A 19,216-nucleotide genomic window follows, 5' to 3' on the forward strand; every position below is an offset into this window, starting at 1 on the left:
TCAGCTCACTCTCACTCGTGGGTCGAGCACCACGACGGCGATGTCGGCGAGGATGGCGCCGATCGCCGTGAGGACGGCGCCGAAGGCCGCGATGGCGACCGTGCCGTGGATGTCGTTCGTTCCGATGGTCTTGATGAAGTACTGACCCATGCCGTTCCAGGCGAAGATCGTCTCGGTGAGCACCGCACCGGTGAACACGCCGGGGATCGTGAAGGCCACCTGGGTCGCGACGGGGATCAGCGAGGTGCGCAGCGCGTGCTTGCGGATGGCCTGCTGCTTGGTGAGGCCCTTGGCGCGCGCCGTGCGCACGTAGTCCGCGTTGATGTTGTCCAGCAGCAGTGAGCGCTGGAGGAAGTGGATGCCGGCGTAGCCGGTGAGGACCAGGGCGATCGTCGGTAGCGTCAGATGCTGCAGCACGTCGACGAGGACGGGGAAGAACCCTTCGACGTCCTGGCTCGATGAGCCGGTGACGTAGAAGATGCGCACGCCCGTCGCCTCGTTCAGCGCGATCGCGAGGATGACGACCGCGAAGGCGGCGACGACGATCGGGATGTTCATCGTGATGATGCTCGTGGCCTGGCCGATGCGGTCGGCGAGCTTGTACTGGCGGGATGCCGTGTACACGCCGAGCGCGATGCCGAGGACGGTGAAGAGGATCGTGGCTCCCAGCACCAGCTCGGCGCTGACCCACATGCGGTAGCCGACCTGCTCGTTCACCGAGCCGCCGGTCGGGCTCACGCCCCAGTCCCACCGCAGCAGGATCCCCGTGAGCCAGTTCCACCACCGTTCGATGAGAGGGACGGTGTCGCTGAGGTTGCGCGGCTTGAGGAGGTGGACGATCTGCTCCTCCGTCACCGGAGGGCGGCGACCGACGTAGTTGCTGCGCGGGTCGAGGAAACCCCACGCGAGGAAGTACGTGAGATTGGTCGCGACCACGATCATGAGCAGCCAGCCGAGTGCTCGGCGCACGAGATACTTGATCAAGGGTGTGATTCTTTCTCTTCTACAGACGCGCGCGGGATCTGCCGACGCAACGCTGAGCCGGGTAGTCATTCAACCACCAACTGCTGGACTGCGCGACACGACACCTGCACGCTGTCTGTGACGGAGTCTTGTCGCTCATGGGATCCGGTGTCACCGATTGCTCCCGGGCAACTTCGCGAGACTACCACCAGTTATGAGGGAATCTCGGATCGGCCCGCGCTCACCCTAGACTTGAGGGGACATGTCACCACGCGCTCTCACTCCTCTTCAGCCTGCCGCGACTCCGGCCACGCAGATCCGCAACTTCTGCATCATCGCCCACATCGACCACGGCAAGTCGACCCTCGCCGACCGGATGCTCCAGATCACCGGAGTGGTCTCCGACCGCGACATGCGGGCCCAGTATCTGGACCGCATGGACATCGAGCGCGAGCGCGGCATCACGATCAAGAGCCAGGCGGTGCGGATGCCCTGGCAGATCGGCGAAGAGACCTTCGCGCTGAACATGATCGACACCCCCGGTCACGTGGACTTCACGTACGAGGTGTCCCGTTCCCTCGCCGCGTGCGAAGGGGCGATCCTCCTCGTCGACGCGGCTCAGGGCATCGAGGCCCAGACGCTCGCGAACCTGTACCTCGCGCTGGAGAACGACCTCCACATCATCCCGGTCCTGAACAAGATCGATCTCCCGGCCGCCGACCCGGAGAAGTACGCCAAGGAGCTCGCCTCCCTCATCGGCGGGAAGCCGGAGGACGTGCTGCGCGTGTCGGGCAAGACCGGCGTCGGCGTCGAGGAGCTCCTGGACCGGCTCGTGCAGGAGATCCCCGCGCCGAAGGGCGATCCGGAGGCTCCGGCGCGCGCCATGATCTTCGATTCCGTGTACGACGCGTACCGCGGCGTCGTGACGTACGTGCGCATGATCGACGGCAGCCTGTCTCCGCGCGAACGCATCCAGATGATGTCGACCGGCGCGAACCACGAACTCATCGAGATCGGCGTCTCCAGCCCTGAGCCCATTCCGAGCAAGGGACTAGGGATCGGCGAGGTCGGGTACCTGATCACCGGCGTGAAGGACGTGCGCCAGTCGAAGGTCGGCGACACGGTCACGACCAGCCGGAAGCCGGCATCCGAGGCGCTGGCCGGGTACACCGATCCGAAGCCGATGGTCTTCTCCGGCCTGTACCCGATCGACGGCAGCGACTACGCGGAACTGCGCGAGGCGCTCGACAAGCTGAAGCTGTCTGACGCCTCTCTCGTCTACGAACCGGAGACCTCCGTCGCTCTCGGCTTCGGCTTCCGCTGCGGATTCCTCGGGCTCCTGCACCTCGAGATCATCACCGAGCGGCTCGCGCGCGAGTTCGGCCTCGATCTCATCACCACAGCCCCCAGCGTCATCTACGAGGTGCTCACCTCCGACACCGGCGAGACCGTCACCGTGACGAACCCGAGCGAATACCCCGACGGGCGCATCGGCTCCGTCTCCGAGCCGATGGTCAAGGCCGCGATCCTGCTCCCGAAGGACTACGTGGGCACGGTCATGGAACTGTGCCAGTCGCGCCGAGGCTCGCTGCTGGGCATGGAGTACTTCTCCGAGGAGCGCGTCGAGCTGCGCTACAACATGCCGCTCGGCGAGATCGTCTTCGACTTCTTCGATCAGCTGAAGTCCAAGACCCAGGGGTACGCCTCGCTGGACTACGAGCCCTCCGGCCAGCAGGAGGCCGATCTGGTCAAGGTCGACATCCTGCTGCAGGGCGAGAAGGTCGACGCCTTCAGCTCGATCGTGCACCGCGACAAGGCATACGCCTACGGCACCATGATGGCCGAGCGACTGCGCAAGCTCATCCCGCGGCAGCAGTTCGAGGTGCCGATCCAGGCCGCGATCGGCGCCCGCATCATCGCTCGCGAGACGATCCGCGCGATCCGCAAGGACGTGCTCGCCAAGTGCTACGGCGGTGACATCACCCGAAAGCGCAAGCTCCTCGAGAAGCAGAAGGAGGGCAAGAAGCGCATGAAGATGGTGGGTCGCGTCGAGGTCCCCCAGGAGGCGTTCATCGCCGCGCTCTCCGGCGACGTCGAGGGCAAGGACAAGAAGTAGTCCGGTTCTGGGTGCCCGCGGCGCGTGGGGGTGATCGCTCAGGCAAGCCGAAGTAGGGTGGAGATCATGCGGCGCGGGACTTTCCGAGACGACACGGTTGACTATGCGGCCGTGGGTGCCACCCACGCCCCGGATCTGATGCAGTACCCGCCGGAGCGCAGCATCCCGGCGGAGCAGTCCTGGCGGATCGGCAGCGGCTCCGAGCGGTTCCAGACCGCAGGGGAGTCCCTGCTGTCGTGGACGGCGCAGCGAGCCGCAGGGCTCGGCATCCAAGACGTGCGCCCGGCCCCCGGTCCCGCGTACGCCGGAGTGAGCTTCGACGCCGAAGGAAACCCCATCGCGCCCAGCAAGCACGACATCGAGCAGCGCTTCGACGCGGAGGGCACGCCCTTCGTCGGCCCGGGAATGACCCTGAAGCTGCACGGCCATGTGGCAGGCATGAGCGCCGATGCCGAGCTGCGGGTGATCTCCGTGACGGAGGAGAAGCGCCGCATCGGCTTCGTGCTCGGCACGGTCGGAGGATCGGTCGTGAGCGGCGAGGAGTCGTTCGACATCGACTGGCGCGAGGACAACGACGAGGTGTGGTTCACCGTCCGCGCCTTCGACGCGCCGAACGCGATGCTGTACCGGATGGTTCCCGCGCTCGTGAAGCGGCGCAGGAAAGAGCTGTTCGCCCGGTACCTGCGGGCGATCTCCCCGCTCTACGCGACCCCCGTCTGATGGCGGGTCCTCTTCCCCTCGGCGATCCGGCCCCGGCGGACGGCGGGCTCCCCGCCGATCTCTCCGTCGATCCCTCCGTGCCGTTCTCGGCGTACCTGCACATCCCGTTCTGCCGTGTACGGTGCGGGTACTGCGACTTCAACACCTACACCTCGGGCGAGCTGCGCGGCGCGAAGCAGGAGGACTACGCCGACACCCTCGCCGCGGAGATCTCCCTCGCCCGTCATGTGCTGTCGGACGCCGGAGCGCTCCGGCCGATGGACACGGTGTTCTTCGGAGGCGGCACGCCCACGCTGCTGCCCGCCGGCGACCTCGCGCGGATGCTGGATGCGGCGGTGTCGGCCTTCGGGCTCGCCGACGGCGCGGAGGTGACGGTCGAGGCGAACCCCGACACGGTGACCCCCGAGGTCGCCAGGACTCTCGCCGATGCCGGGGTCACCAGGCTCTCCATCGGCATGCAGTCCGCCGTGCCGCACGTGCTCGCTGCGCTGGATCGCACGCACCGGCCGGAGAACGTCCGCACCGCCGTCGAGGCGGCGAAGGGCGCCGGTCTCGCGGTCAGCGTCGACCTCATCTACGGTGCGCCGGGGGAGTCTCTGTCCGATTGGGAAGCCTCTCTCGACGCCGCACTCGACCTCGAGTCGGACCACATCTCCGCGTACGCGCTGATCATCGAGGACGGCACGAAGCTGGCCAGGCAGATCCGCCGCGGCGAGGTGCCGACACCCGACGACGATCTCCAGGCCGACATGTACGAGCTCGCCGACTCGCGGCTCGCCGCCGCCGGTTTCGAGTGGTACGAGGTCAGCAACTGGGCGCGCTCCGCGGATCAGCGTTCGCGTCACAACCTCGCGTACTGGCGGGGGAGCGACTGGTGGGGCTTCGGCCCCGGGGCGCACAGTCACGTCGCGGGCCTGCGCTGGTGGAACGTGAAGCACCCGGCCGCATATGCGCAGCGGCTCGCGGCATCCGAGTCCCCGGCTGCCGGAACCGAGCGCCCTGATGAGGAATCGCGGATGCTGGAGCGGGTGCTGCTGCTGAGCCGTCTCGCCGAGGGCATCGCCGTGGCGGACCTGCCTGCAGGGAACCGAGCCCGCGTCGCCGGCCTGATCGCCGACGGTCTGGTGGATCCTGCCTCCGCCGTTCGCGGCCGCGTTCGGCTGACGCTCCGCGGCCGGCTGCTGGCCGACGCGGTCGTCAGGGAGCTCACCGACTAGGGAGCAGATCCATGCCGATCGTGCGTCGCTGGGGCACCGTGGTGGTCACGGCATCGAACAGGCGCGTCCTGCGCTCGGAGCCGAAAGCGGGCCATCCGGGGTCGCCGGTGGTGACGAAGGAGACCCACGCGCGGTGCATGTCGGCGGCGAGCTCGCGCGGAGCGTCGGTCCCCGCCATGCGCTGCGTCTCGGGGTCGTCGAGCCGGTCGAACACGAAGCCGAGCTCGAGCGCGTGCGCGGCGCGGAGATCGCGCACGGGGCTGGGCCAGGCGAACTCGTAGACGTGGGTGTCCGCGGGGCGCGCTGCCGCGACGCGGCTGAGCGGAGCGCGGAGCATGACATCGGTCGCGAGCTGTCCGAAGATCTCCCCGGTCGACGCCGAAGGGAAGTCGGCGCGGTACGCGGCCACCGCACGGCCGGGGATGCGCAGCGCGAGACGCGCGATCAGCAGCTTCGCCCTGCTGATGCCGGCGAGCGCCTCCGGGGGGAACCACAGCCGGTACTCGTCGGTGTTGCTGCCGATGAGCAGCGGGGTGTCGATCTCGCCGAGCACCTCGTGGGGAGACCGGGGGAGGCTGTCGGGGTCGATCGAGAACTGGAATCCCGGCGCGCCCCCGAGGGGTGAGGAGCCTGCCGCCTGCTCGCGACGGGCCTGCAGGAGCTGGTCGGGGTCGACGCCGGCGAAGGACTCCCGATCGGCGCGGATGCCGAGCCGCTTCGCCAGCTGCGCGGTGACGCGCCCGGCCTTCTCCGGTGTCTGCGCCTCCAGAGGACCGGACTCGATGATCGCCTGAGCGATCAGCGCACGCGACTCCGGACGGGCCAGGAGACCGGCGATGATCGCGCCGCCCGCCGATTCGCCCATCACCGTGACGCGCGCGGGGTCGCCGCCGAACGCCGCGATCTCGCGGTGGACCCAGTCGAGGGCGGCCGCGGCGTCGCGCAGGCCGAGGTTGCGCGGTGCGTCCTCGAGCACGGAGAAGCCCTCCGAGCCCAGGCGGTAGTTGATCGAGGCGAAGACGATGCCGGCGCGTGCGAACCCCGTGCCGTCGTAGATCGAGAGCGCGGCGGTGCCGCGTTCGAGGGCGCCGCCGTGGATCCACAGCAGCACGGGCGCGTCCGAGGCGTCGACCGGGGACCAGACGTTGACGGTGAGGATGTCTTCGCCGTCGATACGCACCGAACCCAGCAGCTCGCCGGTCGCGCCGGAGTAGGGGAGCTGGGGAGACGTGGGGCCGAAGGACACGGCGTCGCGCTCGCCCGTCCACGCGGGAGCGGGCTGTGGCGCGCGGAACCGGTTGTCCCCGAACGGCGGCGCGGCGTACGGGATGCCGAGGAAGCGACGGACGCCGTCCTCGACGGTTCCTCGGAGGACCCCGGTGCTGACGGAAGCGGTGGACGGCGTGGTCATGAGCGCCATCCTAAGGTGCACGCGATAGGATTGGCACTCTATAGGTCCGAGTGCCAGGCGGGAGGGTGAGATGGTCACAGAGCGAGGCCTGCAGGTGCTGCGCGCGATCGTGCAGGACTACGTCGAGACGCACGAACCCGTCGGCAGCCGCACGATCGTCGACCGGTACTCCTTCGGCGTCTCCGCGGCCACCATCCGGAACGACATGGCGCTGCTCGAGGACGAGGAGCTGATCGCCGCTCCGCACACCTCCTCGGGGCGCGTGCCGACCGACAAGGGGTATCGCGTCTTCGTGAACCACCTGGCTCAACTGCGGCCGCTCACCGTGGCTCAGAGAAGTGCGATCGAGTCCTTCCTCGCGGACCCCGCCGATCTCGACGACCTGATGGCGCGCACCGTCCGTGTGCTCACGCAGCTCACGGGGCAGGTCGCCCTGGCGCAGTATCCGTCGTTCGCACGCGCGCATCTGACCCACCTGGAGCTCGTCGCGCTCGCGCCGAGCCGGATGCTCGTCGTGCTCGTCACCGACGCCGGCGGCGTCTCACAGCGCATGACCCCGCTCCCGATCGAGCTCGACGAGGCCGATGTGGCGGTGCTGCGGGCGCGGCTGTCCGCGCTGATCACGGGCCGTGCGGTGAGCGACGCCGCTGAGCGCCTGCAGACCCTGCTCGCCGATGACACGACGACGGATGCCGCGCTGCGCGCCCTCGCGACCGTCATCATCGACGAGCTGGGCGAGTTCCGCCAGGAGCGCCTCGTCATGGCGGGGGCCGCGACGCTGGCCCGGCGCGAACAGGACTTCCGCGGCAGCATCCATCCTCTCCTCGAGGCGATCGAGGAGCAGGTGACGCTGCTGCGGCTGATGAGCGAGATGGAGACCGACGTGCACGGGCTCGCCGCGAGCATCGGCACGGAGAACGCTCCGTTCGGTCTTGGCGAGGCGTCGATCGTCGCCAGCAACTACGCCGCACCGAGCGGCACCGCGCGCGTCGGCGTCATGGGCCCGACCCGCATGGACTATCCGAGCAACCTCGCGGCGGCGCGGGCCGTGGCCCGCTACCTGTCGCGGATGCTCGACGAAGACGAGGCGAGCCGCTGAGGCGGCCGCCGAACGAACACACACGGAGAAGGGCCATCGTGGCGGATCACTATGAGGTTCTCGGGGTATCCCGAGAGGCGTCCACCGACGAGATCAAGAAGGCGTATCGACGCCTCGCGCGTCAGCTGCACCCGGATGTGAACCCGGGCGAGGAGGCGGCGGAGCGCTTCAAGCTCGTCACGCACGCGTACGACGTGCTCAGCGACGACGAGTCGCGACGCCGGTACGACATGGGCGGCGGAGACGGCGCCGCAGGCAACTTCGGCGGGTTCGGAGGCTTCGGCGACATCTTCGAGACCTTCTTCGGCGCCGCGCAGGGCGGCGGGCGCGGCGCTCGTCCGCGGTCACGGCGCGAGCGCGGCCAGGACGCGCTCGTGCGTGTGACCCTCGAGCTCGGCGACGTGGTGTTCGGCGCGCACCGCGACATCGAGGTCGACACGGCGGTGCTGTGCGAGACGTGTCAGGGATCCTGCTGCCAGGAGGGCACGTCGCCCGTCACCTGCGACATCTGCGGCGGCTCCGGCCACGTGCAGCGTCAGGTCCGCAGCCTTCTCGGCAACGTCATCACCTCGCAGCCGTGCGGCACCTGCGAGGGCTACGGCACGACGATCCCGTACCCGTGCGGAACCTGCGCTGGTCAGGGGCGCGTGCGGTCGCGTCGTACGGTGTCCCTCGACATCCCCGCCGGTGTGGAGACCGGGCTGCGACTGCAGCTGCCGGGCTCCGGCGAGGTGGGCAAGGCCGGAGGCCCCAACGGCGACCTGTACGTCGAGGTCACGGTGAGCCCGCACGCGGCGTTCAGCCGTGACGGCGACGACCTCCTCGCCACGCTCGAGGTCTCCATGACCGACGCGATCCTCGGAACGGACACGAAGATCCAGGGGCTCGACGGCGAGGTCGACCTGGAGATCCGCTCCGGCATCCAGTCGGGTGACGTCCTGACGATCAAGGGCCGCGGCATCACCCCGCTGCGGGGATCCCAGCGTGGTGACCTCAGGGTCGGCGTGCAGGTGGTCACGCCCACCAAGCTCGACTCCGCACAGCGCGCGCTCATCGAGGACTTCGCGAAGAAGGCGAAGTCGCCGGGACCGCAGCTCGCCCAGTTCCAGCAGGGGCTGTTCTCCAAGCTCCGCGACCGCTTCCGCTCGCACTGAGCCATGGCGCTGCACTTCCTGGTCGAGACGTCGACCGATGCCGCGGTCGGTGACCTCGTGTCGCTCACCGGCGCGGAGGCGAAGCACGCGGCGGTCGTCCGCAGACTGCGTGTGGGCGAATCCGTGACGATCGGCGACGGTGCAGGCGTCTGGCTCACCGGTGTCGCCGAGGAGGTCTCTCCGACCCGGGTGGACGTGCGCGTGTCCGACCGTGCGATCCACGACGCGCCGACGCCCCGCATCGTCCTCGTTCAGGCACTGGCCAAGGGCGATCGGGATGAACTCGCCGTCCAGGCGGCCTGCGAGCTCGGCGTCGACGAGATCGTCCCGTGGCAGGCGAGCCGCAGCGTGTCGCGCTGGGACGGGCCCAAGGCCGTCAAGGGGCGCGAGCGCTGGGCGACGATCGTGCGCGAGGCCGCGAAGCAGGCGCATCGGCCCTGGATCCCCGAGGTCTCGGAGCCTCTCACGACGGGACAGCTCGCGCAACGCGCGGCGGATGCGCGGATGCTCCTGCTCGACCCGACGGCGACCATCAGGCTCTCCGAGCGGGAACCGGACGGTCGCGACCTGATCCTCGTCGTCGGCCCCGAGGGCGGCATCGCCCCCGAGGAGCTGGACCGTCTCGTCGCGGCGGGTGCCGAGCGCGTGCTGCTCGGCGACACGGTGCTGCGCACGTCCACGGCCGGTCCGGCCGCGATCGCGGTGCTGTCGGTGGCGCTCGGCCGCTGGTGAGCGTCCCCTCAGTAGACTGAGAGCATGAGCGAGCCCTCGATCTTCACCCGCATCCTCACCGGCGACATCCCCGGGGAGATCCTGCTGGAGACCGATCGGGTCTTCGCGATCCGAGACATCAACCCGCAGGCGCCGCTGCACGCCCTCGTCATCCCGAAGACCGAGGAGTACCGCGACGTCACGGAGCTCGCCGCAGGCGACCCCGCGCTCCTCGCGGACATCGTGGCCGCGGCGAGGCGGCTCGCGGAGGAGCACGCGAACGGCGAGTACCGCCTGATCTTCAACAACGGCGCGAGCGCCGGCCAGTCCGTCTTCCACGTGCACGCCCATGTGCTCGGCAACATCGAGGAGAGCAAGCTCGTTGGCTTCTGACGATTTCGATTCCGCTCCCGACCGCGGCAGCGCCGTCGAGAAGATTTACGCAGACGGCGTCGCCATGGTGCAGCTGCTGGGGCCGCAGGACCGGCTGCTGCGGATGCTGGAGAAGGAGCATCCGCAGGTGCAGGTGCTCGTCCGCGGCAACGAGATCACGCTGTCGGGAGACGCCGATGCCGTCGCCGACGCCAAGCGTCTCGTCGACGAGCTGCTCACGATGACCAGACGCGGCCACGACCTCGCTCCGAGCGACGTCTCGAGCTCCGCCAGGATGCTGCGTCAGGACGGCGGCCCGCGTCCGAGCGAGGTGCTCGGCGAGGCGATCCTCTCCACCCGCGGCAAGGTGATCCGTCCGAAGACGCTCGGTCAGAAGGAGTACGTCGACGCGATCGACGAGAGCACGATCGTGTTCGGCATCGGTCCGGCCGGTACCGGCAAGACCTACCTCGCGATGGCGAAGGCCGTCCAGGCGCTGCAGCGCAAGGAGGTCACCCGGATCATCCTCACGCGTCCGGCCGTCGAGGCGGGGGAGCGTCTGGGCTTCCTGCCCGGCACCCTCAACGACAAGATCGATCCGTATCTGCGACCGCTGTACGACGCGCTCAACGAGATGATGGACCCCGAGATCGTCCCGCGTCTGATGGCGACCGGCACGATCGAGGTCGCCCCGCTCGCCTACATGCGCGGTCGCACCCTCAACGACTCGTTCGTGGTGCTCGACGAGGCGCAGAACACCACCCCGGAGCAGATGAAGATGTTCCTCACCCGGTTGGGGTTCGGCACGAAGATGGTCGTCACCGGCGACATCACCCAGATCGACCTCCCGCAGGGAGCTTCGGGGCTGCGGACAGTGACGCGCGTGCTGAGCGACATCGACGACATCCACTTCGCCCGCCTCACCAGCGATGACGTGGTGCGCCACTCGCTCGTCGGGCGCATCGTCGACGCCTACAGCGAGTATGACGAGAAGCGCACGGCGCAGCGGTTCGAGCGCGAGCAGGCGGCGGAGTTCGCCAATCGCGCCGATCGACGCGGCGCCCAGCGACCAGGACCACGCGACCGGATGCCGAAACGAGGACTCTCATGATCGAGATCAACAACGAGTCGGCGATCGACGTCGACGAGACCGTGCTGCAGCGGCTGACGGACTTCAACCTCGCGCAGCTGCATGTCAGCGCCGACGCCGAGGTGGCCATCGTCCTCGTGGACGAGGGCGCCATGGAGGCGCTGCACGTCCAGTGGATGGACGAGCCCGGCCCGACCGACGTGCTCAGCTTCCCGATGGACGAGCTGCGCCCCGGCACGGAGGACCGCCCGACGGCCCCCGGGCTCCTCGGCGACATCGTGCTGTGCCCGCAGGTCGCGGAGACGCAGGCGCAGGCGGCCGGCCACACGCTGATGGACGAGCTCATCCTGCTGACCACGCACGGGCTGCTCCACCTGCTGGGCTTCGACCACGCCGAGCCCGATGACGAGCGCGAGATGTTCGGTCTTCAGAAGGAGCTCATCCAGGGCTTCGCGGCCTCTGAACGCCGACGATGACCGCGGCCTTCCTCCTCGCGGGGGCGGTGCTGCTCGTCGCGTTCGGCGGTCTCATGGCCGCTATCGATGCGGCTTTCGCGGTGACCTCGCGCGCCGACCTCGAGGAGATGGGCGCCGAGGGACGCAATGCGGGGCAGCTGTCCCGCATCGCCGCCGACCCCGATGCGCACGTCAACGCGGTGGCGTTCATCCGCGTGCTCGCGGAGACGACGGCCGCGGTCCTCGTGACGGTCGCCTTCTCCAGCCTCTTCGACAACATCTGGTGGGCGATGCTGGCCGCCGCCGTGCTGATGACGGGCATCACGTTCGTGCTGGTCGGCGCGAGTCCGCGTACGTTCGGCAGGCATCACGCCGACGCGATGCTCCGTGCGTGCGCTCCCGTCGTGCGCGGAGTGCGGATCATCCTCGGACCGCTCGCGCAGGGCCTCGTCGTGCTCGGCAACCGCGTCACCCCCGGGGCGGGACGCAGCACATTCAGCTCGGAGGAGCAGCTGCTGAGCATGGTGGACGAGGCGGCATCGAACGACCTCATCGAGGCGGACGACCGCGATCTCATCCACTCCGTGTTCGACTTCACCGACCAGTTCGTGCGCGCGGTCATGGTGCCGCGCACCGAGATGGTGACGGTGGATGCGACGGCGACCACGAGTGAAGCCATGGCGCTGTTCCTGCACCGCGGCGTCTCGCGCATGCCCGTCGTCGACGACGAGGCGGACGACGTCGTCGGCGTGCTCTATCTCAAGGACCTCGTGCAGTTCGCGTTCCGTGACGAGAACGCCTGGCGGACGGCTCCCATCCGGCCCATCTCCCGGCCGGCGACCTTCGTCCCCGAGTCCATGCGCGCGGAGACGCTGCTGCAGCAGATGAAGCGAGACGCGGTGCACGTGTGCCTGGTGATCGACGAGCACGGCGGCATCTCGGGGCTGGTGACGCTGGAGGATCTCATCGAGGAGCTCGTCGGCGAGATCTCGGACGAGTACGATCAGGTGTCGGCCGAAGTCGTCGATCTCGGCGAAGGCAGATACCGCGTGAGCGCCCGGCTCTCGTTGGAGGACGTCGGCGATCTCTTCGGACTCGAACTCGAGGATGAAGACGTCGACTCGATCGGCGGACTGCTCGGCAAGGCTCTCGGACAGGTTCCCCAGCCGGGGGCCACGGCGACGGTCGACGGCGTCGTGCTGACCGGCGGGGCCTCTCGCGGGCGAGGGCGCGGCATCGCGACGGTGTTCGTCGAACGGGCGCAGGACGCGGCCCATGAAGGAGACACGGAAGATGACTGAGAAGACCAGAAGCGGCTTCGTGACCTTCGTCGGGCGCCCCAACGTGGGCAAGTCCACGCTGACCAACGCCCTGGTGGGCGAGAAGATCGCGATCATCAGCGACAAGCCCCAGACGACGCGCCGCGCGATCCGCGGCATCGTGAACCGTCCTGACGGCCAGCTCGTGATCGTGGACACCCCCGGCATCCACAAGCCGCGCACGCTCCTCGGCGAACGACTGAACGACCTCGTCGAGCAGGTTCTCGGAGATGTCGACGTCATCGGGTTCTGCGTGCCCGCGACGGAGAAGGTCGGACCCGGCGACCGCCGCATCGCCGCGTCCCTCGACGGGTATCCGCGCGCGAAGAAGATCGCGATCGTCACCAAGACGGATGCCGCGGGGCGAGAAGAGATCACCGAGCGCCTGATCGAGGTCGACGCGCTGCGTGAGGACTGGGCGGCCGTGATCCCGCTGTCGGCGCTCACCCGCGATCAGCTCGAGGTCCTCTCCGACGAGATCATCCGGCTGCTGCCGAAGGGCCCTGCGCTGTATCCGGAAGGCATCACCACCGACGAATCCGAGGAGGATCGGATCGCGGAGATCATCCGCGAAGCCGCTCTCGACGGCGTCAGGGATGAGCTCCCGCACTCGATCGCGGTGGTCGTCGACGACATCGCGCCGCGCGAGGACGGCAGCCTGACGGACGTGCACGCGTCGATCGTCGTGGAGCGCGACAGTCAGAAGGCCATCATCATCGGGCACAAGGGGTCGCGTCTTCGGGACGTCGGCGCCCGCGCCCGCGGCGGTATCGAGGAGCTCCTCGGAGCCCGCGTGTTCCTCGGTCTGCACGTCAAGGTCGCGAAGGAATGGCAGCGTGACCCCAAGCAGCTCGGCAGACTCGGCTTCTGAGATGCGCGCGCGTCTACCCCGGGCGGACGACCCGCCTCCCTCGCCGGCATGAGCGCCGGCAGCGAAGACCCGAACTCGCTGCGCAATGAGGTCTTCTCCCGCGTCTTCGACGAGAACTGGGCGGCCGTCAGACATCACATCGAGTGCGTGATCGACGACGACGCCGAGGTCACGGAGCTCGTCTCGGTCGTGTTCTTCAACGCCTGGACGAGGCTGAAGCCGAATCGACCGCTGGGCCGCGTGTGGCTGCTCCGCGAGGCGGACCGCTCACTGCGGCACCGTCTGGGGCGCACCGCCGACCGCCCGGCCGTCACCGAAGCCGTGCACGCGGGGGTCGCGGGGGAATCAGGATCGGAGTGCCCGGCGAGTCACGCCGAGATCCTGAGAGCGCTCTCTGGCCTCAGCGTGCGGGAGAGGCGTATCATCATGTTCACGTACTGGGACGGACTCGCGGTGGGGGATATCGCCGAGTCGATGGGTGTTTCTCGTGCCTGTGCGGAACGGACGAAGCGTCGCGCGCACCGGAAACTGCGTCGCGGCTTGGGCCTGGAGGGGACGGACTGATGCCACAGCTGACCGATGAGGAGCTGGATCGGCTGCTCTACGCAGCCGGTGATCGCGCGCGCACTCCGATCGACGCCAAGCCCGACGCTGAGGCTCTCGCGATGCTCGACCGCATCATGGCGACCGACCCGCACCCGCATCGCACCCGCAACCGCGTCGTCGGCTGGGGGTCCAGTCTCGTCGCAGCGGCTGCTGCCGTCGCGATCGGCGTCAGCGTCGTCGGCTCCGGGGGCGCTGCCGTCGCGGGGACGCCGTCCCCGTTGCAGTTCGAGGGCTCTACGACTGTGACGGAGACGATTCAGAACGCGCAGGCGGCGCTGGCCGCCAGCTCCGGACCAGCCGAACCGGCGCGTACCGTGCGTTCGGCCAATTGGTCGTTCAACATCAACGGCGATACAGGTGCGGCGAAAGTCGTCCCGCAGCTCACCGTGCTGCGGTGGGAGGCCGATGGCTCGGGTCTGGTGACATACGTCGAGGGTGAACCCTATGATCCGTCTGACGCCGCCGCGAACGCGGGAATCGAAGTGGTCAGCAGCGGCAAGATCACGCGGGAGCTCGTGATGGCTCCGGGTGACTTCACGACACCTGTGACCGCACCGCCAGGGACGAGCAAGGAGGAGATCGAAGCCGCACTCGCAGCGTTCGGAATGCCGAAGGATCCCTCAGCGTCCCAGGTTCTCCAAGCGATCGAATCATTGCTCCAGCAGTGGACCCTGACGAACGCCCAGGAGTCCCAGCTGCTCGGGATACTCGCAGACGCCACCGGTTCGACCGCGCTCGGCACCTCGACCGATCGACTCGGTCGTTCGGTCTCGGGAATACGCGTCCCCACCGACAGCGGCGCGGCGAGTGACGTGCTGCTCATCTCCACAGAGACGGGAAGGATCATCGGTCTCGAGCGGACGGTCCTGGTTGCGGACGACCTGCTCCCCGCGGGCGCGGTGCTCTCCTATTGGGTTCTGGATATCGGTGAGGTGGCCGTCCGATGAGGATGCGACGTTATGCGGCATCTGTCGCGCTCGGGACGCTGTTCGTCGTTGCAGGGGCAGGCCCTGCGATGGCAGAGTCTCCGGAAGAGGTCGATCCGCTGGTCGTGCAGATGCTCGAAGACGTGCCCGGTGGAGTCCTGGTCGATGCGACCCATGCGGAATGGCCGGAACTCGGCATGGCGCTCACTGTTCCGACCGCAGGAGACCTGAGTGCGAGGACCGCTTCGGGGTCCTGCGCTTCGGGCCTCATCTGCGTGTACAAGCTGCCGTCTCTCTCCGGAGCGTTTCTGAGCTACTCGGGGTGCGGGGTGCTCGCGGTTCCCGGGGACTGGACGGTGCGGTCGATGGACAACAATCGTGCCTCCGGATATGCGCAGGCGCGCAACGTGACCACCGTGCTCGCGACCGCGAACGCGGGCAGCTGGACGAATGTGGGCGGCACCACCACCAACATCCGCTGCGTCTTCTGAAAATGGCGCGCCATTGGGTGGCGACCGAGTGGGGCACGCCCGACTCGTGGTCCTTCGAAGAGTACGAGCCGGCGCTTCCCGGCGAAGGGGAGATCACGGTCCGTGTCCGCGCCGCGGGAGTGAACCCCGCGGATGCCAAGCACGTCGCCGTGCCCCGCACCGGCGTCTCTCTCCCCGTGCCGATCGGCTACGAGATCTCCGGCGAGATCGTCGCCATCGGACCGGACACGAGGATCGGCTCTGGCGAGGCGCACCCGGGAGATCAGGTGATCGCTTTCCGCGTGCGCGGCGGTTACGCCGACGAGATCACCATCCCCGCCGAGAAGGCGTTCGCTAAGCCGACGACGCTCGATCATGCGGCGGCGTCGAACCTGTTCCTCACGGGGACCACGGCGGCGGAGATGCTGTTCGTGACCGGAGCCTCGCCCGGGGAGACCATCCTGCTGCACGGCGCCTCGGGCGCGGTCGGGGTCGCCGTGCTCCAGCTGGCCGCGCTGCGCGGCATCCGCGTGATCGGCACGGCGAGCGCTGCCCGTGCCGAGGTCGTCCGTCGTTTCGGCGGAGTTCCCGTCGCGTACGGTCCCGGCCTCGAGACCCGTGTGCGCGAGCTGGCAGACGGCCCGGTCGACGCGGCGCTGGACGCCGTCGGCACGGACGAGGCGATCGACGTGTCCCTCGCCCTCGTCGCCGATCGGACGCGCATCGTGACGATCGCCGCGGCTCATCGTGCGGAGGCCGACGGCATCCGCTGGATCGCCGGCTCCCAGCCGGACAGCGCGCGTTTCAGAGACGAGATCAGGGGTGAGCTGGTCGCGCTGGCGCAGAACGGCGATCTCGTCGTGCCGGTGGCGATGACCTTCCCGCTCTCCGAGGCGCCGGAGGCGCTGCGCGTGCTCGCCGGAGGCCATCCCGGCGGAGCGATCGCGCTGATCCCCTAGTCGATCTCGCGAAGCGCCGACGTGACGAACACGACGTCGTCGCCGAACTCGGCGTCCGCGGCGTCCTGGATGCTGCCGTCATCCCAGACGACCTGCACCCAGACGTAGCCTCGATCACTCGACGCGGTCAGCGCTGTCGAGCCGAGACGTGCGGCGACGTCGTCCTGGATGCGCGTGAGATCGGCCGCAGAGGTGGTGCCGTCCACTCCACCCGACGGGTCCTCCGGACGGATCGGATCGTAGAGCGCGAGCATGATCGGCGGATCGGTGATGGTGTACCTCTCGCCGTCGTACGTGCCGTACACGGCGTAGGTGCCCCAGGTGACGTCTCCCGACGTCTCGCTGCCGTCCACACCCTCCCAGGTCCACCCGTCGACGGGGAGACCCTGGCACTGCGGGGGATACGACTCCATGACGGCGCCCAGGCACAACTGCACGTCGCCGCCCTTGTCGATCACCGTGCCCGTCCCGATGACCCGGCCCTGCGGCGGCGCGGGGTGCACCGCCTCCAGGCGCTGATCGGAGGGGACCGTGGTGCTCGTGGGCGCCGGGGATCCTGCCGGGCCGGACGCGCATGCGGTCAGCGCGAGGAGGCAGGCGACGGATGCGGCGGCGAGGAGCGGGCGACTCTGCGATGTGCTCATACTCGACAGTGTCGCCGCAGCACGGATCGTCTCAGAGCGAGTCGAAGCGCATCGGTATCCCTGCTACCATGGCCGCATGCCTTTCGGCGGTCTGCTTCTTCTTAGCTGCCGCGACGAGTCCTAAGAGCTAGGGCCTTCCTCGTCGCGGCGCTTGTGTTGGCCCGTACATTCTGACGAAGAGAAGAAGCCCATCATGAAGAACACCCAGCGCCCGTCCGGGATGCCGATCCACAAGTACCGGCCGTTCCACGAGCAGATCGTCGTCGACCTTCCCGACCGCACCTGGCCGGACGCCCGGATCACCGAGGCTCCCCGCTGGTGCGCCGTCGATCTCCGCGATGGCAACCAGGCTCTCATCGACCCGATGTCGCCCGAGCGCAAGCGCGTCATGTTCGAGCTGCTCGTGAGCATGGGCTACAAGGAGATCGAAGTCGGCTTCCCTTCGGCCAGCCAGACCGACTTCGACTTCGTGCGTCAGCTCATCGAGGAGAACCTGATCCCCGATGACGTGACCATCCAGGTGCTGACCCAGGCACGAGAGCACCTCATCGAGCGCACCTACGAGTCCATCGCCGGGGCCAAGCAGGCGATCGTGCACCTCTACAACTCCACGAGCGTGCTGCAGCGCGAGGTCGTCTTCCGCACCGACAAGCAGGGCATCATCGACATCGCCCTCGAAGGCGCTCGCCTGTGCCGGAAGTTCGAGAAGACCATCCCCGACACCCAGGTCTACTACGAGTACTCGCCCGAGAGCTACACCGGCACCGAGCTCGAGTTCGCGGTGGACGTGTGCAACCAGGTGATCGAGATCTTCGAGCCGACGCCTGACCGCAAGGTCATCATCAACCTCCCCGCCACCGTCGAGATGGCCACGCCGAACGTGTACGCCGACTCGATCGAGTGGATGAGTCGCCACCTCGCCCACCGCGAGAACGTCATCCTGTCGCTGCACCCGCACAACGACCGCGGCACCGCGATCGCCGCCGCCGAGCTGGGCTACATGGCCGGCGCGGATCGCATCGAGGGATGCCTGTTCGGCAACGGCGAGCGCACGGGCAACGTCGACATCGTCGCGCTGGGGATCAACCTGTTCACGCAGGGCATCGACCCGCAGATCGACTTCAGCGACATCGACCAGGTCAAGCGCACGGTCGAGTACTGCAACCAGCTGCCGGTGCCCGAGCGCAGCCCCTGGGCGGGAGACCTGGTCTTCACCGCGTTCAGCGGATCGCACCAGGACGCGATCAAGAAGGGCTTCGAGGCGATGGCCGCGACGGCGGAGTCCCGTGGCGTCACGGTCGACGACATCGAGTGGGCCGTGCCGTACCTGCCTGTCGACCCGAAGGACCTCGGCCGGTCGTACGAGGCGGTCATCCGCGTCAACTCGCAGTCCGGCAAGGGCGGCGTCGCCTACCTGCTGAAGGCTGATCACGCGATCGATCTGCCGCGCAAGCTGCAGATCGAGTTCTCCGGCGTCGTGCAGGCCAAGACGGATGCCGAGGGCGGCGAGGTCACCAGCGAGCAGATCTGGTCGATCTTCAACGACGAGTACCTTCCCGCGGCCGATGCCGCCGCCAAGTGGGGCCGCTTCGAGCTGCTCGCCACTCAGACCCGCAGCGACATGTCGGGCGAGGTGGTCCTCGACGTCGTGCTCCGAGACGACGAGCAGGAGCTCGCGATCTCCGGCAGCGGCAACGGCCCCGTCGCCGCCTTCGTCGAGGTGCTGCGCGCACAGGGCTTCGACATCACCGTCTACGACTACGTCGAGCACGCTCTCAGCGCCGGCGGCGACGCGCAGGCCGCGGCGTACGTCGAGCTGCAGGTCGGCGACCAGCGCCTGTGGGGCGTGGGCATCGACGGAGACATCTCGACGGCATCGCTCAAGGCGATCGTGTCGGGCGTGAACCGATCGATCCGGACCCGCGCCGCAGAGCTCGCCGCGGTCTGACAGCCACCGGGCGAGCGGCCTCACCATCTGGTCGTCGAGCGAGCGAAGCGAGACGAAACGCGTCAACTGACGTCGAACGTCGGATGACGCGTTTCGTCTCGGTCGCTGCGCTCCCTCGCTCGACGACCCGGGGGTGATCGTACGTCGCCCGGAGGAACATCGACC

19 protein-coding genes are annotated in these 19,216 nt (G+C 68.6%); 16 read left to right on the forward strand and 3 right to left on the reverse strand.

All coding sequences use genetic code 11. The features are described 5' to 3' along the window. A complete protein-coding gene (locus tag LC438_RS08290) occupies window positions 1–984 on the reverse strand; it encodes an ABC transporter permease (RefSeq protein ID WP_223586312.1) in 984 nt (327 codons plus the stop codon). A 241-nt stretch (window positions 985–1,225) separates the two neighbouring features. Here LC438_RS08290 and lepA point away from each other — a divergent pair, with 241 nt between their 5' ends. The 3 genes from lepA to hemW all read left to right on the forward strand — a co-directional run bounded on the left by lepA (window position 1,226) and on the right by hemW (window position 5,016). After that, complete coding sequence (gene lepA / locus LC438_RS08295) at window positions 1,226–3,079, forward strand: translation elongation factor 4 (RefSeq protein WP_105672948.1); 1,854 nt, start codon at window positions 1,226–1,228, stop codon at window positions 3,077–3,079. A 66-nt stretch (window positions 3,080–3,145) separates the two neighbouring features. Continuing rightward, window positions 3,146–3,799, forward strand: a complete 654-nt coding sequence (locus LC438_RS08300) for a DUF1990 family protein (protein ID WP_105673095.1) — start codon at window positions 3,146–3,148, stop codon at window positions 3,797–3,799. Next, the gene (gene hemW, locus LC438_RS08305) at window positions 3,799–5,016 is read left to right on the forward strand and encodes a radical SAM family heme chaperone HemW (protein WP_223586313.1); all 1,218 of its coding nucleotides are present in this window, start codon (window positions 3,799–3,801) and stop codon (window positions 5,014–5,016) included. The genes LC438_RS08300 and hemW overlap by 1 nt, the downstream gene beginning before the upstream one ends. Here hemW and LC438_RS08310 read toward each other — a convergent pair. Next, on the reverse strand, window positions 5,006–6,427 hold the full coding sequence (locus LC438_RS08310; RefSeq protein ID WP_223586314.1) for a carboxylesterase/lipase family protein: 1,422 nt from the start codon (window positions 6,425–6,427) through the stop codon (window positions 5,006–5,008). The genes hemW and LC438_RS08310 overlap by 11 nt on opposite strands. Before the next feature lie 70 nt (window positions 6,428–6,497). Here LC438_RS08310 and hrcA point away from each other — a divergent pair, with 70 nt between their 5' ends. The 12 genes from hrcA to LC438_RS08370 all read left to right on the forward strand — a co-directional run bounded on the left by hrcA (window position 6,498) and on the right by LC438_RS08370 (window position 16,459). Beyond that, window positions 6,498–7,526 (forward strand): heat-inducible transcriptional repressor HrcA, encoded by a 1,029-nt coding sequence (gene hrcA, locus LC438_RS08315; protein WP_105672951.1) that lies wholly within the window; start codon window positions 6,498–6,500, stop codon window positions 7,524–7,526. A 38-nt stretch (window positions 7,527–7,564) separates the two neighbouring features. Continuing rightward, on the forward strand, window positions 7,565–8,680 hold the full coding sequence (gene dnaJ, locus LC438_RS08320; protein ID WP_105672952.1) for a molecular chaperone DnaJ: 1,116 nt from the start codon (window positions 7,565–7,567) through the stop codon (window positions 8,678–8,680). A 3-nt stretch (window positions 8,681–8,683) separates the two neighbouring features. Then, entirely contained in the window at window positions 8,684–9,412 is a 729-nt protein-coding gene (locus LC438_RS08325; RefSeq protein WP_223586315.1) for a 16S rRNA (uracil(1498)-N(3))-methyltransferase, read from the forward strand. Between the two features lie 24 nt (window positions 9,413–9,436). Then, window positions 9,437–9,784, forward strand: coding sequence for an HIT domain-containing protein (locus LC438_RS08330; protein WP_105672954.1), 348 nt, complete (start codon window positions 9,437–9,439; stop codon window positions 9,782–9,784). 64 nt (window positions 9,785–9,848) lie between these two features. Beyond that, window positions 9,849–10,874 (forward strand): PhoH family protein, encoded by a 1,026-nt coding sequence (locus LC438_RS08335; RefSeq protein WP_223587460.1) that lies wholly within the window; start codon window positions 9,849–9,851, stop codon window positions 10,872–10,874. Next, window positions 10,871–11,329 (forward strand): rRNA maturation RNase YbeY, encoded by a 459-nt coding sequence (gene ybeY, locus LC438_RS08340; protein WP_105672956.1) that lies wholly within the window; start codon window positions 10,871–10,873, stop codon window positions 11,327–11,329. The genes LC438_RS08335 and ybeY overlap by 4 nt, the downstream gene beginning before the upstream one ends. Beyond that, complete coding sequence (locus LC438_RS08345; protein ID WP_105672957.1) at window positions 11,326–12,609, forward strand: hemolysin family protein; 1,284 nt, start codon at window positions 11,326–11,328, stop codon at window positions 12,607–12,609. The genes ybeY and LC438_RS08345 overlap by 4 nt, the downstream gene beginning before the upstream one ends. After that, window positions 12,602–13,498 carry a GTPase Era gene (gene era / locus LC438_RS08350; RefSeq protein WP_223586316.1) on the forward strand — a complete coding sequence of 299 codons (897 nt, stop codon included), beginning with the start codon at window positions 12,602–12,604 and terminating at the stop codon, window positions 13,496–13,498. Before LC438_RS08345 ends, era begins: the two co-directional genes overlap by 8 nt. Before the next feature lie 48 nt (window positions 13,499–13,546). Continuing rightward, a complete protein-coding gene (locus LC438_RS08355) occupies window positions 13,547–14,062 on the forward strand; it encodes a sigma-70 family RNA polymerase sigma factor (protein WP_105672959.1) in 516 nt (171 codons plus the stop codon). Beyond that, complete coding sequence (locus LC438_RS08360) at window positions 14,062–15,051, forward strand: hypothetical protein (protein ID WP_223586317.1); 990 nt, start codon at window positions 14,062–14,064, stop codon at window positions 15,049–15,051. The genes LC438_RS08355 and LC438_RS08360 overlap by 1 nt, the downstream gene beginning before the upstream one ends. 68 nt (window positions 15,052–15,119) lie before the next feature. Continuing rightward, entirely contained in the window at window positions 15,120–15,521 is a 402-nt protein-coding gene (locus tag LC438_RS08365; protein ID WP_223586318.1) for a hypothetical protein, read from the forward strand. Window positions 15,522–15,523: 2 nt separating this feature from the next. Beyond that, window positions 15,524–16,459, forward strand: coding sequence for an NADP-dependent oxidoreductase (locus LC438_RS08370; RefSeq protein WP_223586319.1), 936 nt, complete (start codon window positions 15,524–15,526; stop codon window positions 16,457–16,459). On the opposite strand, the gene LC438_RS08375 is transcribed toward LC438_RS08370, so the two are convergent. Then, complete coding sequence (locus LC438_RS08375; RefSeq protein ID WP_223586320.1) at window positions 16,456–17,103, reverse strand: hypothetical protein; 648 nt, start codon at window positions 17,101–17,103, stop codon at window positions 16,456–16,458. The two genes, LC438_RS08370 and LC438_RS08375, sit on opposite strands and share 4 nt — an antisense overlap. A 193-nt stretch (window positions 17,104–17,296) precedes the next feature. Between LC438_RS08375 and leuA the strand changes: the two genes are divergently transcribed. After that, complete coding sequence (gene leuA / locus LC438_RS08380) at window positions 17,297–19,051, forward strand: 2-isopropylmalate synthase (RefSeq protein WP_105672963.1); 1,755 nt, start codon at window positions 17,297–17,299, stop codon at window positions 19,049–19,051. The last annotated feature ends 165 nt before the right edge of the window (window positions 19,052–19,216 follow it).

Source organism: Microbacterium sp. OVT16B, assembly GCF_019969705.1.
Lineage (GTDB): Bacteria > Actinomycetota > Actinomycetes > Actinomycetales > Microbacteriaceae > Microbacterium > Microbacterium natoriense.

Bases quoted from the DNA above. Each gene is read 5' to 3' on its own strand.
- lepA (WP_105672948.1), top strand. From the start codon at position 1,226: ATGTCACCACGCGCTCTCACTCCTCTTCAGCCTGCCGCGACTCCGGCC.
- LC438_RS08300 (WP_105673095.1), top strand. From the start codon at position 3,146: ATGCGGCGCGGGACTTTCCGAGACGACACGGTTGACTATGCGGCCGTG.
- hemW (WP_223586313.1), top strand. From the start codon at position 3,799: ATGGCGGGTCCTCTTCCCCTCGGCGATCCGGCCCCGGCGGACGGCGGG.
- LC438_RS08310 (WP_223586314.1), bottom strand. From the start codon at position 6,427: ATGACCACGCCGTCCACCGCTTCCGTCAGCACCGGGGTCCTCCGAGGA.
- hrcA (WP_105672951.1), top strand. From the start codon at position 6,498: ATGGTCACAGAGCGAGGCCTGCAGGTGCTGCGCGCGATCGTGCAGGAC.
- LC438_RS08325 (WP_223586315.1), top strand. From the start codon at position 8,684: ATGGCGCTGCACTTCCTGGTCGAGACGTCGACCGATGCCGCGGTCGGT.
- LC438_RS08330 (WP_105672954.1), top strand. From the start codon at position 9,437: ATGAGCGAGCCCTCGATCTTCACCCGCATCCTCACCGGCGACATCCCC.
- LC438_RS08335 (WP_223587460.1), top strand. From the start codon at position 9,849: ATGGTGCAGCTGCTGGGGCCGCAGGACCGGCTGCTGCGGATGCTGGAG.
- ybeY (WP_105672956.1), top strand. From the start codon at position 10,871: ATGATCGAGATCAACAACGAGTCGGCGATCGACGTCGACGAGACCGTG.
- LC438_RS08345 (WP_105672957.1), top strand. From the start codon at position 11,326: ATGACCGCGGCCTTCCTCCTCGCGGGGGCGGTGCTGCTCGTCGCGTTC.
- era (WP_223586316.1), top strand. From the start codon at position 12,602: ATGACTGAGAAGACCAGAAGCGGCTTCGTGACCTTCGTCGGGCGCCCC.
- LC438_RS08355 (WP_105672959.1), top strand. From the start codon at position 13,547: ATGAGCGCCGGCAGCGAAGACCCGAACTCGCTGCGCAATGAGGTCTTC.
- LC438_RS08360 (WP_223586317.1), top strand. From the start codon at position 14,062: ATGCCACAGCTGACCGATGAGGAGCTGGATCGGCTGCTCTACGCAGCC.
- LC438_RS08365 (WP_223586318.1), top strand. From the start codon at position 15,120: ATGGCAGAGTCTCCGGAAGAGGTCGATCCGCTGGTCGTGCAGATGCTC.
- LC438_RS08370 (WP_223586319.1), top strand. From the start codon at position 15,524: ATGGCGCGCCATTGGGTGGCGACCGAGTGGGGCACGCCCGACTCGTGG.
- LC438_RS08375 (WP_223586320.1), bottom strand. From the start codon at position 17,103: ATGAGCACATCGCAGAGTCGCCCGCTCCTCGCCGCCGCATCCGTCGCC.
- leuA (WP_105672963.1), top strand. From the start codon at position 17,297: ATGAAGAACACCCAGCGCCCGTCCGGGATGCCGATCCACAAGTACCGG.